At 63.8% G+C, this 13127-nt stretch carries 13 protein-coding genes; 4 read left to right on the top strand and 9 right to left on the bottom strand.

Annotated features, from left to right (window positions below):
• Positions 1-61: 61 nt before the first annotated feature.
• The 9 genes from VQ045_RS10250 to VQ045_RS10210 all read right to left on the bottom strand — a co-directional run bounded on the left by VQ045_RS10250 (position 62) and on the right by VQ045_RS10210 (position 9068).
• Entirely contained in the window at positions 62-1054 is a 993-nt protein-coding gene (locus VQ045_RS10250) for a type II secretion system F family protein (protein WP_327625653.1), read from the bottom strand.
• A gap of 66 nt (positions 1055-1120) precedes the next feature.
• Complete coding sequence (locus tag VQ045_RS10245) at positions 1121-2131, bottom strand: type II secretion system F family protein (protein WP_331830022.1); 1011 nt, start codon at positions 2129-2131, stop codon at positions 1121-1123.
• The gene (locus tag VQ045_RS10240; RefSeq protein ID WP_327625655.1) at positions 2131-3627 is read right to left on the bottom strand and encodes a CpaF family protein; all 1497 of its coding nucleotides are present in this window, start codon (positions 3625-3627) and stop codon (positions 2131-2133) included. Before VQ045_RS10240 ends, VQ045_RS10245 begins: the two co-directional genes overlap by 1 nt.
• Positions 3628-3661: 34 nt before the next feature.
• Complete coding sequence (locus tag VQ045_RS10235; protein ID WP_327625656.1) at positions 3662-4939, bottom strand: AAA family ATPase; 1278 nt, start codon at positions 4937-4939, stop codon at positions 3662-3664.
• Positions 4933-5655: a CpaD family pilus assembly protein gene (locus VQ045_RS10230; RefSeq protein WP_331830021.1), complete on the bottom strand. Its 723-nt coding sequence runs from the start codon at positions 5653-5655 to the stop codon at positions 4933-4935. The genes VQ045_RS10235 and VQ045_RS10230 overlap by 7 nt, the downstream gene beginning before the upstream one ends.
• A 20-nt stretch (positions 5656-5675) precedes the next feature.
• A complete protein-coding gene (locus tag VQ045_RS10225; RefSeq protein WP_442872946.1) occupies positions 5676-7280 on the bottom strand; it encodes a type II and III secretion system protein family protein in 1605 nt (534 codons plus the stop codon).
• Complete coding sequence (cpaB, locus tag VQ045_RS10220) at positions 7277-8098, bottom strand: Flp pilus assembly protein CpaB (RefSeq protein ID WP_331830020.1); 822 nt, start codon at positions 8096-8098, stop codon at positions 7277-7279. Before cpaB ends, VQ045_RS10225 begins: the two co-directional genes overlap by 4 nt.
• A gap of 123 nt (positions 8099-8221) precedes the next feature.
• Positions 8222-8743, bottom strand: a complete 522-nt coding sequence (locus VQ045_RS10215; protein ID WP_331830019.1) for an A24 family peptidase — start codon at positions 8741-8743, stop codon at positions 8222-8224.
• Between the two features lie 154 nt (positions 8744-8897).
• Complete coding sequence (locus VQ045_RS10210) at positions 8898-9068, bottom strand: Flp family type IVb pilin (protein WP_327648533.1); 171 nt, start codon at positions 9066-9068, stop codon at positions 8898-8900.
• 234 nt (positions 9069-9302) lie between these two features.
• Between VQ045_RS10210 and VQ045_RS10205 the strand changes: the two genes are divergently transcribed.
• The 4 genes from VQ045_RS10205 (at position 9303) to upp (ending at position 12978) form a co-directional block, all read left to right on the top strand.
• On the top strand, positions 9303-9767 hold the full coding sequence (locus VQ045_RS10205) for a pilus assembly protein N-terminal domain-containing protein (protein WP_331830018.1): 465 nt from the start codon (positions 9303-9305) through the stop codon (positions 9765-9767).
• A gap of 302 nt (positions 9768-10069) precedes the next feature.
• Positions 10070-11263, top strand: a complete 1194-nt coding sequence (locus tag VQ045_RS10200) for a phosphopentomutase (protein WP_331830017.1) — start codon at positions 10070-10072, stop codon at positions 11261-11263.
• Positions 11264-11316: 53 nt separating this feature from the next.
• Positions 11317-12312, top strand: coding sequence for an adenosine deaminase (locus tag VQ045_RS10195; protein WP_331830060.1), 996 nt, complete (start codon positions 11317-11319; stop codon positions 12310-12312).
• Positions 12313-12348: 36 nt separating this feature from the next.
• Entirely contained in the window at positions 12349-12978 is a 630-nt protein-coding gene (gene upp, locus VQ045_RS10190) for a uracil phosphoribosyltransferase (RefSeq protein ID WP_331830016.1), read from the top strand.
• Positions 12979-13127: the final 149 nt, after the last annotated feature.

Here is a 13127-nt window from a genome sequence, read left to right as displayed (position 1 = left end):
CGTGGACCGCCAGTTGCCGGAAAGCGCGACGCGACGATGGCGGCGCCTTGCCGCGCCTGGCCTATTGCGTCTCCATCACCTGGATGATCGCCGGGCCGATAATGACGGCGAACAGCACGGGCAGGAAGAAGATGATCATCGGCACCGTCAGCTTGGGCGGCAGCGCGGCGGCCTTCTTCTCCGCCAGGTTCATGCGCATGTCACGATTTTCCTGCGACAGCGTACGCAGCGCGGTGCCCAGCGGCGTGCCGTAGCGCTCGGCCTGGACGAGCGCGGTGCAGACGGAGCGCACGCCCTCGAGGCCGGTCCGGGCGGCGAGGTTGTCGTAGGCGACCTTGCGATCCGGCAGATAGGACAACTCGGCGCAAACCAGAACGAGCTCTTCTGCCAGCGCGATCGACTGGATGCCGATTTCCTCGGCGACCCGGCGGAAAGCGGCCTCGATGGAATTGCCCGATTCCACGCATATCAACAGAAGATCGAGCGCGTCCGGCCAGGCGCGGGTAATCGAAAGACGGCGCTTGGTCGCCTGGTTGCTGACGAACAGGATCGGCGCGTAAAATCCCAAATAGGCGACGCCGATACAGCCCAGGACGCGAAACATCGTCGGCTGCGTCGCAAAAAGCCCGAGACCGAAAACGTAGAACACGGCAAGGGCCAGCATGAGCAGGGGCATGATCGCGCGGGCGAAGAGGAAGAGGGTTAGCGGTCGCTGGCCCCGATAGCCGGCGACCCGCAGATTGGCGACCGTCTTGTCGTCGACCAGCGCCTTGCGCAGGTTCAGGCTGCTGACGACCAGCGCGACGATGCCGGTGCTGTCCTGGTGCCGCAAGCCGCCGCTACGGCCCTGTTCCTTTTCGATGGCCAGCCGCGCGCGCTCTCGCGCCCTCACCTGCTCGCGCTCCAGCGCCACCGCCTTCATACGGCTTTTCAGCTGGTTACCGGCGAGCAGCGGCAGGGTGATCGTGACGAGGGTAGTGAACACCGCGACCGCGATCACCACGCTGACGACGAGCGACCCCGAGACGCCGAAATATTGAAACACCGATTCCATCGTCGGATGCTGCCTTTCTACCGGTCTCTTGTGGCCCATGGCCAGGCGCCGGCGATCGGTCGCCGGTCAGAAGTCGAAATTGATCATTTTCTTCATGGTGAAGATGCCGAGCGCCATCCAGATCGCCGAAGCAAGGAGAATGATCTTTCCGGTATCGGTGGTGAAGAGGATCGAGATGTAGTCGGGGGTCGTTAGGTAAACGAGACCGCCGACGATGATGGGCAGGGAGCCGATGATACCGCCTGAGGCCTTCGCCTCCATCGACATCGCCTGAATCTTGCCCTTCATCTTCTTGCGGTCGCGCAGCACCTTGGACAAATTGCCCAGCGCCTCGGACAGATTGCCGCCGGCCTGCGCCTGGATGGTGATGACGATCGAGAAGAAATTGGTCTCCGGGATCGGCACGCTTCGATAGAGCCGCTCGACGGATTCGGAGATCGAAACGCCCATTTGCTGCGTCTCCATGATCTTCTGGAACTCGCTGCGCACCGGTTCCTGCATTTCGCTGGCAACCATCTTCAGCGTGTCGTTCAACGGCAAGCCGGATTTGACACCGCGCACGATGAGATCGACGGCGTTCGGAAATTGGTCGACGAATTTCTGCAGGCGCCGCTTTCGCGCGCGGGCGAGCATGAAGCGGGGAAGTCCGAGCCCCGCGAAGATCGCGACCCCCAGCGTCAAAATCCACGACAGGCCGAAGAGTAGCGCGGCCAAGACGCCCAGGATCGCCAGGGCGACGCTGATCGCCGCGAAATGCCCGACCGTCAACGGAAGTCCCGCCTGCTCCAGCCGGCGCTTCAAGGTGAGCTTGCCGGTATGCTTGTCGCGCTCCTTCTGACGGTCTTCCAGATCCTTCAGCGAGGACTGGATCGTCTTGCGTCGCTTGGATTGCTCCTGAAGCCGGTCGCGCGCCACTTTCAGCGAGGCGCGGTCGCCTTCGTCGCGCGTATATTGAGAACGCCGGATCTCGACCTTCTTCTCGGCCGCGATGCGAGGCTGCAGGAAGGCATAGGCGAGACCGCCGGCCGCGACCATCGACAAAAGAATGAAGAGGAGACCCGCCGCCGACGTCAGCATCACGTGTCCCTCGCCGGCTCGGCGGCGTTACTCGCGTCGAGCGCCGCCGCGAGGCGTTGTTCCTCGTTGTAGTAGCGCGCGCGATCCCAAAATGCCGGCCGTCCAACCCCGGTCGAACGATGGCGGCCGAGGATTCGGCCCTGCGCGTCCTCGCCGACCATGTCGTAGACGAACAGATCCTGGGTGGTGATCACGTCGCCCTCCATGCCGAGCACTTCGGTGATGTGGGTGATCCGGCGCGAGCCGTCGCGCAGCCGCGCGGCCTGGACGATGACATCGACGGAGCCGACGATGATCTCCTTGACCGTCCGCGAGGGCAGTGAAAAGCCACCCATGGCGATCATCGATTCCATACGGTTGAGACATTCGCGCGGCGAGTTGGAGTGGATCGTGCCCATCGAGCCGTCATGGCCGGTGTTCATCGCCTGCAGGAGATCGAAGACCTCGGGTCCGCGCACCTCGCCGACGATGATCCGCTCGGGACGCATGCGCAGACAGTTCTTGACCAGATCGCGCATGGTGATCTCGCCCTCGCCCTCGATATTGGGCGGGCGGGTTTCCAGCCGGACGACATGCGGCTGCTGCAACTGCAGTTCGGCCGAATCCTCGCAGGTGATGATGCGCTCGTCTTCGTCTATGTAGCGGGTCAGGCAGTTGAGCAGCGTCGTCTTGCCCGAGCCGGTGCCGCCGGAAATGACGACGTTGCAGCGCACCCGGCCGATGATCTGCAGGATCTGCGCGCCCTCCGGCGAAATGGCGCCGAAATTGACGAGCTGGTCGAGCGTCAGCTTGTCCTTCTTGAACTTGCGGATCGTCAGGGCCGCGCCATCGATCGCCAGCGGCGGCGCGATGACGTTGACGCGGGAGCCGTCCGGCAGGCGCGCGTCGCAGATCGGCGAGGTTTCGTCGACGCGTCGGCCGACCTGGCTGACGATCCGTTGGCAGATGTTGAGCAGCTGCTGCGTGTCGCGAAACCGCACATTGGTCTGCTGGACCTTGCCCGCGACTTCGATGAAGGTCTGGCGAGCGCCGTTGACCATGATGTCGGAGATGTCATCTCGGGCGAGCAGCGGCTCCAGCGGTCCGTAGCCGAGCACATCGTTGCAGATATCGCTGAGAAGATCCTCCTGCTCGGCGATCGACATCGCGAAATTCTTGATCGAGACGATGTCGTTGACGATGTCCCGGATCTCCTCGCGGGCGCTCTCGACATCCAGCTTGGCGAGCTGCGAAAGGTCGATCGTATCGATCAGCGCCGCGAAGACCTGGGTCTTGCGCTCGTAATAATTGTCGGATCGCGCCATCGGCGCGCTCTCGGCATGTCGAGGCGCCTCGACATGCGTCCCGGCCGGCGGCGTTTTCGCACGTGCGGGTGGTTCGGCCGGCCGAGCGCTGTCTGCCGGCGGCGCGGCCGGCTTCGGAGGCGCCGGCTTCGGAGGCGCCGCCACGGCGGCCGCGCCGTCGAGCGGCTTGTCGTTCCCGCGCTTTCCAAACATGATGATGCTGCTCCAGAAGGTGGTTTGGCTGCGCCTATTTGCGACGGAGACGGTCCAACAGACCCGATTTTCTTTGTTTCTTTGGCTCGCCGCGCCCGGTCAGGACATGGGCAATCTGATGGAAGGCCTCGACGGCGGCGTGCTTGGCGTCGATCTCGGCGATCATCTGACCGTTATTGGCGGCATTGCCGAATGCCAGCGGATCGAACGCAATCTGGGCGATCGGCTCGAGCCCGAGCGGCTCGGAGAATTCCTCCGGCGAGATTTCGGGCCGCTTGGGGATCGCCAGCTGGTTCAGGATGAGATGCGGCGCAGGATCGTTCGGCCGCAGCTTCTTCAGCATGTCGACGAGGTTTTTGGCATTGCGCAGATTGGCGAGATCCGGCGTCGCGACGATGACGATTTGGTCGGCATCCGCCAGGACGCTCCGGGTCCAGTCGTTCCAGACATGCGGCACGTCGAGCGCGACGATGGGCGCGCCTCGCTGGGCCGTTTCGATCAGCGCGGTGAAGGCATCGGCGGAAAAGTCGTAGGTCCGGTCGAGAACGGACGGCGCCGCCAGCAAAGACAGGTGTTCGGCGCATTTCGACAGCAGCCTGTCGAGCAGCACATCGTCCATTCGTTCGGCAGAAAACACCGCTTCCGCGATACCCTGGGCCGGGTCCTGGTCGAAATTGATGTTCGCCGTGCCGAACGGCAGATCCAGATCGGCGAGCACCACATCGTTCGAAAACAGCTTGGAAATGGACCAGGCGACGTTATGGGCGATCGTCGAAGACCCGACACCGCCCTTGGCGCCGACAAAGGCGATCGAACGGCCGAGCGGCTCGGCGTCGGGGGCGGTGAACAGCGCCCCGATTACGGTCATGACGTCGGCGATCGAGATCGGTGCGACGAGATATTCCGAGATGCCCCGGCGCACGAGATCGCGATAGAGCGAGACATCGTTGTAGTGGCCGATGATGACCACCTTGGAGCCGGGGTCGCAGACCTCCGACAAGGCCTCGAGTTCGACGAGAAGTTCACCCGGCGGCAGCTTCGATTCAAGCAAGACCAGATTGGGCGTCGGCGCCCCGGAAAAATGCTCGACCGCCGCGCGAATGCCGCCCATGTTGACGCGCAGATGCGTCTTCGCCATGCGGCGATCCTCGCCGGCCTTTTCGATCGGCTTGGAGACCCCGTCGGTTTCGCAGAAGGCCTGGATCGATATCCGCGGCATCGGCCGGACCTTGTCCAGCCCGACGCTCGCGTCCTCCACGTCGTCCGGTGCGTCGAACGACACGTCGTCCCTGATCGTCTCCGCGGTTACCATTGGTAGTCAGCCTCCGTGTCGTTCGGCTGCGCCATCGTCCGCTCGCCCTTGCGATATTTCTCGAGAATCGTGGTCCGCCGTTCGGCGTCGCTCGAATCCATGCCGCGCGGCGACAGAAGATCGCGCGGATCGGCGATCTGGGCGGCGAGATTCTGCTGGCTGGCGCAACCGAAATTGAAATAGTTCTTGTTTTCGGAGGTGTTCCCGAGATCCTCGGGCCAGCGGCCACAGGGACCGGTCTTGGCGACCAGCGACGAATAGGCGAGGCGGATCGGCGTCGGTCCGCTCGCCCCCGCCGCCGAATAGGGCTGAACGAAGATCCGGTCGCGGGCGATCTTGCGTCCGCGCAAGGCCTTGACGATGCCGTCCGACAAACGGTCTGCGGCGTATTGATTGGCCGATCCCATCGGCAGCAGCACCTGGATCGTGTCGGCGCCGGAAGCGCGGAACCGGTCGGCGAAATCCTCGACGCGGCCGCGATCGGCATAGGATAGGCTCGCGTCGGAGGCGACGACCGGAATATCGACCGCCGTCTGGGCCTCCGAGACCACGATCGGATGGCGCGTGCGATAGTCGTCCGGGATGGAACCGACCTCCACATGCTGCACATTGGCGCATCCGCCGGCGATCAGCAGCGCGCCGAGCGCCAGGATCGTGCTCGCACGCAGACGGACCGACCGTCGGTCACCGCCCCGGCATTCGAAAAGGTCTTTCATCTGCGATCTCCTCGAACCGGTCATTTGTAGATAAAGCCGACGACGCCGTGATACCGGCCGGGGGGCAGCTTGGTTTCCATATGGCCGTAGACGCGATTGATCCGACCAAGGAAGTTGCCGGCCCCGTCGCTGGAAAAGCCGAGGCCATCGTCGGGCCGCGCCAGCGCCTGTCGCGCCACCGGCCGCACCAGATAAGGCGTCACGATGATGACGAGTTCGGTCTCGTAGCGCTGGAAGTCACGGCTGCGGAACAAGCTGCCGAGGATGGGGATCTTGGAAAGGCCCGGCGTTCCCGAAATGACCTGGCGCACTTCGTCGCGGACGAGGCCGGCGATGACCAGCGAGCCGCCCGAGGGAAGCTCGACCGTGGTGTCGGCGAGGCGCTTGCGGATGCCGGGCGGCGTCACCCCCGGCGCGACCCCGCCTGGAAAGCTGAACGGGCTCTCGAAGGTCGGCTCCGACACGCTGGTGCGGATCTTCAGGCTGATGCGACCGGCGGAGAGCACCACCGGGGTGAAGTCGAGGCCGATGCCGTAATCGATCTTCTCGGTGTTGTATTCGACCGAGGCCGCCTCGGTGTCGTACCCGACGATATTGCCCGCCGCGTTGAGGATCGGCGTCCGCTTTTCCGCCTTCTCCGACTTGCCTTGGGGGATATTGAACTCGCCACCGACCTTGAAGCTCGCCTTTTCGCCGGAAATCGCGGTCAGGCTGGGTTCGGCCAGCGTGCGCATCACACCGGCCTGTTCCATGGCGTTGATCTGACTGGTGATGTCGAACCCGCCGATGCTGCCGGCGGTTTTCGCTAACGTGTTGCTGATCGCCTTACCCAGGCCGAAAGGATTGTCGATGTTGGCATAGGAAATGCCGTCCGACGCGCTGCCGCTGAATCCGAGCTGCTTGACGACCGAGCGCTGCACCTCGGCGACCGTCACCTTCAGCGTCACCTGATCCTGACCCTGGATCTGCAATAGATTGACGATCTGGCTCTGGCGCCGGTCCTCCTGGGCGAAGGCGACGTCGCTGTTGCCGCCACCGGCGCCGCCGGTCGCGGTTGCCGACTGGATATACTGGCCCGTCGTACCCTCGCCGCCGGTGACGAAGATGCGCGCCAGCCGTTCCACCTTGGCCGCGTCCTGGGGCGTCTGGACCATACCGGTGAGGACGACATTGTCGTTCAGCATTTCGATCGTGACGTCGGAGGACGGCACATATTTGCGGATCGACGCCTCCAGTCCGCTGATATCTCGCTCGATTTTCAGGTCGATCGAGGCGATCTGGCGATTCTGGCGATCGAAGACGACGATGTTCGTCTGGCCGATCTGCTTGCCGAAGATGTAGATGCGGCGCGCATCCCTTGTCACCGCGTCGGCCACCGCCGGATTGGCGACGAGGATATCGTGGGCGTCGGCCGCCAGCACGATGACCTTGGTCTTGTTGAGACCGAGATTGATTGTCTGGCTCGCCTGCCGGACGTTGACGACGGTGGGTTCGGCCGACGCGGGGAGCGGCGCGAAGACGGGCGTCAATGCGGTCGAGACGCCGGCAAGTCCCACGACGGCCCGGCGGAGCAGGGCAAGCAAGATGTCGGATCGGTTGGAAGAGCTCATCGACCTGCCTGTCATTTGGACGTTGTGATGTCGGTGGACTGGCCGTAGCGCACGACCTTGATCTTGCCGCGCTGGGAGTTTTCCTGGGCCAGCAGGAAGGCGGCGTAGCCGGGTGAGCCGGGCACCGAATCGGCGAGGGAGCGCAGCGACAGCACCAGCCGGTCGGCGATCTGCTGGGCGGCGGTCAGCGCTTCGGCCTGATCCGGATCGACCTCGAGCGTTGCCGTCGATCCGACGACGACTTTCTCCCCGTCCTTCTCCTCGATCGTCTGATCGATCGCGAGAACACGGAGGTTGCGCAGCACCGTTTCGGTCGTGACTTTCTCGGCGCGACCGTCCGAACTGGCTGTCCGGCGGGTCATGATGATGTCGACATGGTCGTTCGGGAGCACGAAGCCGCCGGCGGATGTATCCGCCGCGATCTGGATGGCGACGGCGCGTTTACCCGCCGGCAGAATCGCCGACATGAAGCCGCGATCGGCGCGGATCAGCTTGGATTCGCGCACCGGTTCGCCGGCGAAAAAGGACTGTCGGGCGATCGAGCCTTCGAGCTCCTCGATCGCGTCCGGGCGATCTGATCGCACGATCAGCGTCGGCCCGATGCCTTCCTCCGGCCACTTCTGCCAGCCGAGGACGGCATTGATCGACCCACCCATCGCGACCTCCGTCGTGGTGACGAGCACGTCCGCAAGCTTGATCGGAGGTTCGGCCGGAGCGGCCGTAATGATCACCGGTTCGGCCGGCGCAGGCTGTGCGAGATTGAGAGCGACGAAGCCGGCACCTGCAGCCGCGACAAGGGCGACCGCCACGACCGCGATGCGTGCAAGATTCATCGGACAACTCCCGCCAACTGGGCCGCACATTCGCGGCTGTTCGCATCGGTTATCGCCGACAAACCCTCAATGTATGGTTAACGAACTCTGACAGCGCGGCGTGGGCCGGCGTCTGTGGCCCGGTCAGAACGGATTGCGTGCCCATCCGCCGAGCGCGATGTCCATCCAGACGCTGTCGGAATAGACCGTGAGGCCGGCGGCGCCGAGGGCGATGCCGTAGGGAACACCTGTATCCCGCTCAAGCAGGCGGTCGATGAAGTCGACGCCGGTGACCGGAGCGAAGACCACCCGGGACAGCAGCAGTCCCAGGGTCAGGAACCCGCCGAAAATCGAACCCAGAAGGAGATACTCGATGAGATCGGCCGACGGGCCGAACCACATGGCCGTCACGGCCATGAGCTTTGCGTCGCCGCCGCCGATCCAGCCTGCCGCGAACAATCCGAATGTGACGGCAAGGCAAATCAGCCCGACACCGAGATGCAGTGCAATTTGGCCGAATGGCATGCCTAGCAGCAGCGCGATCGCCAAGAATCCCAGAACGAGCGCCACCGAAACGCGGTTCGCGATCGTCATCGAGACGAGATCGGAACTGGCGGCATAAATCATTGCGAAGGGGAATAAGGTCAGAATGGCGACTGTCAGCATTCCTAACCCCAATCTTGCGTTGGAATCCCCGCTTGCGGAGACCGGCGACCATCGGGAACCAGGAGGTTTATCAACCTGCGAAGGCCCGGGTCGCTCCCTTAAATGGAGACGGGGACCGGACGTCCCCGTCTCGCATTCAGGTAGCGCATTGCACTTACTTCGGCGCGATGTTCGTGCCGATGGTCGTGAAGGTGCTCGTCAGATTGGTGCCGACCGTGGTGACGGCGGCGATGATGGCGGTACCGATCAGAGCGGCGATGAGGCCGTACTCGATCGCGGTAGCGCCGGACTCATCGTTGATGAAGCGCATGAAATGCTTGGACATGGGAACTCCTTAAATCCGATTGGCAGCAAACCCGCCGACTGTTTTCGTCGATCGGATAGGGGGACGTTACCCCCACGATGTTGCAATCGGCTTAAGGTTTTTGGTTGATTTTTTATTACATTCGTTTTCCTAAATAATACTTAAAAAAAGCTTACGAAGCCTAATTAATCCTCCGTTTACCGCATTGTCGTATAGATCACGCTGATGGTAATCCGAGTAACCGGGACACGTCTCATGAATCGCCTTCTCCGCCTCGTGTTGCCTGCCATGATCCTGGGCCTTCTCTCCGTCGGAGCGCATGCCAACGATCACGGTGCGATCCTCGGCGTCGCTGTCGACCATGCCAGAATCATCGAAATCGACCGTCCCGCCGCGACGGTCATCGTCGGCAACCCGGCGATCGTCGATGTCGAGGTGCTGAGCTCGGAACGCCTCGTCCTGACCGGACGCAGTTATGGCATTACCAATATCGTCATTCTCGACCAGGCCGGCGACATGATCCTCGATGAACAGGTCGCGGTGCAGACCTTCGAGAACAACACGGTCCGCGTCTATCGTCAGGCGAGCCGGATCACCTACGCCTGCGCGCCGAAATGCGAGCCGACCGTGACGATCGGCGATGATGCCGGCAGCTTCCAGCAGGCGAACGAGCAATACGTCACGCGTCAGGCGATGGCGAACGAAGCCGCCGCGCGCTAGTGGATTGAATTTGACATTCGATACCCATGTGCGGCGGGCTCGTAATCAAATGTCAAATTTGAAAAATCCACTAGAGTCGTAAATTTGCTAGTGGTCCTTTGATTTCGACATTTGCTGCCAGGGTGCTCCGAGCGGGATGCAAATGTCGAAAGCGGATCACTAGGCAGCGGATCGACAAAGACCCAAGACCAGTCTCCTGATGGAATTTTCGGGGCGCCTCGGCGCCCCTATCCAATCGAGCCCGACGAACTATCTTCGCCACGGAAGGATTCACGGACATCCACCGCAGCGGAGACAGGCCTTTGGCGCGCGCGATTCTCATGGTTCTCGATTCCTTCGGCATCGGCGGCGCGCGCGATGCGGCAAGCTTCGGCGACGCAGGGGCTGACACGTTCGGCCATATCCTCGCGGCGGCGAAGCGCGGCGAAGCCGATCAGGACGGCCTGCGAAGCGGCCCCCTCGCCCTTCCCAACCTTCGCCGGCTCGGCCTCTACCGCGCCGCCGGTCAATCATCGAGCGAGGCATGCATCGGCCTTTGGGGCTCCGCAGGGGAAGTTTCACACGGCAAGGACACGCCTTCCGGACATTGGGAGATCGCCGGGGTTCCGGTGCTCTTCGACTGGGGCTATTTCCCGCAGGAGATTCCCGCCTTCCCGGCGTCCCTCATCCAGCAGATCGCCGATGATAGCGATATCCCCGGCGTTCTCGGCCAATGCCATGCATCGGGCACGGAGATCATCGGGGAACTTGGCGAAGACAGCATCCGCACCGGCAAGCCGATCTTCTACACCTCGACCGACAGCGTTTTGCAGATCGCGGCGCACGAAACCCATTTCGGCCTCGACTGCCTCTACGACCTCTGCGCCAACGCGCGCCGGCACGTCGATCCCTTGAATATCGGCCGGGTCATCGCCCGGCCCTTCGTCGGCGAAACCTCGGACAGCTTCCGCCGCACCGCCAACCGGCGCGACTATTCCGTGCCGCCGCCGGAGCCGACGCTGCTTGACCGCGCCGTCGACACCGGCCGGCGGGTGATCGCGATCGGCAAGATCGGCGACATCTTCGCCCATCAGGGCATTTCGGAAGTGCGGAAAGGCGACGGCAATAGTGCACTGTTCGATGCCATGCTCGGCGCCCTCGACGACGCGGCGGACGGCGATCTGATCTTCGCCAATTTCGTCGATTTCGACATGCTCTACGGCCACCGCCGCGACGTCGCCGGCTATGCCGCAGCGCTGGAGGCCTTCGACGCCCGCCTGCCGGAACTGGAGGCCAGGCTCCGGCGCGGCGACATCGCCATCGCCACCGCCGACCATGGCTGCGATCCGACCTGGCGCGGCTCCGACCACACCCGCGAGAACGTGCCCGTGCTGGTCTTCGGCCCCGACGTCGCCCCGGGCAGCATTGGCCATCGCGAGACCTTCGCCGATATCGGCGAAAGCATCGCCGCCCATCTCGGCCTGCCGGCCGGCCGCTACGGAACCAGCTTCCTTTGAGCAACGACAACGCCCCGGCGGTCGCCCACGCCGGCCGGGGCGGCACAGTGCCCATGGCGGAATTGCACTGCCATATCGAGGGCACGGCCGATCCCGCGCTGGTCCTCGAATTGGCGCAACGGCACGGCATCGCCCTTGGCGGCATCATCCGCGACGGCGCCTATGTCTGGCACGACTTCACCAGCTTCCTCGCCGCTTACGACCGCGCCGCGACGGTGTTTCAGAGCGAGGACGACTTCGCCCGGCTCGCCGAGGATCATCTGACGCGGCTCGCGGGCGCCGGGGCGATCCATGCCGAGTTCTTCATTTCGCCCGATCATGCCGAGGCCGGAGGAACCGCGCCGGAGACCTATCTGGCGGGCCTCGGCGAAGGCGTTCGCCGCGCCAGCCGTGCCACCGGCATCGAAGCCCGGATGATCGTCGTCGGAGTCCGGCATCTGGGCGCCGAGCGGGTTGAAGCCGCCGCGCGCTTTGCCGTCGCCGGCGCCGTGTCGGAGCCGCTTCTGACCGGCTTCGGCCTGGCCGGCGACGAGCGCAGCTTCGCGCCGCGTGACTTCGCCAAAGCCTTCGACATCGCCCGCGATGCCGGTCTCGGCCTGACCGCCCATGCCGGCGAACTGTGCGGCGCGGACAGCGTGCGCGAGACCATCGCGGCGCTGAAACCGCAACGCATCGGCCACGGCGTCCGTGCCATCGAGGACGACGATCTCGTCAGGCGGATCGCGGCGGAGGGCATCGTGCTCGAAGTCTGTCCGGGCTCCAATCTGGCCCTCGGCATCTTTCCCGACGCCGCCGCGCACCCGCTTCGCCGCCTGGTCGAGGCGGGCGTCAAGGTGACGCTGAACTCCGACGATCCGCCCTTCTTCGCCACCGATCTTGGCGCCGAATACCGCTTTGCCGAAGATGCCGGGATCGGCCGGGCCGGGCTGCTCGCCTTGACCCGCAACGCCATCGAGGCCGCCTTCGTCGATGCGGAGACCCGCCAGCGGCTTCTCGACAGGCTGATGCTTGCGGCCATTTCGCTTGGCGCGCCGCCGTCAAACCATTAGAGCTTCGGCCAATCCGCAGGCAGAAAGCGAGGCCCCATGAACGGCGTCACCGTCATTGACCACCCGCTGGTCCAACACAAACTCACCATCATGCGCAAGAAGGAGACCTCGACGGCAAGCTTTCGCCGGCTGCTCCGCGAGATCTCGACGCTGCTCTGCTACGAGGTGACGCGCAATCTCGACCTCACCACCATCCGCATCGAAACGCCGATGGAGGCGATGGACGCGCCGGTGCTGGAAGGCAAGAAGCTGGTCTTCGCCTCGATCCTGCGGGCCGGCAACGGCCTCCTGGAAGGCATGCTCGACCTCGTGCCGGCGGCGCGGGTCGCCCATATCGGCCTTTATCGCGACCATGAGACGCTGCAGCCGGTCGAATATTACTTCAAGGCGCCGGACGATCTGGCCGACCGGCTGGTGATCGTCGTCGATCCGATGCTGGCGACCGCCAATTCCGCCATCGCGGCGATGGACAAGCTGAAAGAGCGCGGCGCCCGCAACATTCGCTTTCTCTGCCTTCTCGCCGCGCCCGAGGGCGTCGCGCGGTTTTGCGCCGCGCACCCGGATATTCCGGTGTTTACCGCGGCGATCGACAGCCATCTCAACGACAAGGGCTATATCGTTCCCGGCCTCGGTGATGCCGGCGACCGGATGTACGGCACCAAATAGCGGACCTGGGCTCCGGGAAGCCGAAGACTACGGATTTATCCCCTTCAACCATGTATGCGACATTGGTGCTGTACCAAGTTTCTTGAAGACATGGATTTGGGGCAAGCGTATGGACTTCTGGAAGGTGGTGGCAGCGAGAGCAACGCAAA

Origin of the sequence: Aurantimonas sp. E1-2-R+4 (assembly GCF_036549515.1) — a bacterium.
Lineage (GTDB): Bacteria > Pseudomonadota > Alphaproteobacteria > Rhizobiales > Rhizobiaceae > Aurantimonas > Aurantimonas coralicida_A.
Note: the sequence above shows the minus strand (reverse complement) of the source record. Positions and strands in the feature narration are given on the sequence as shown.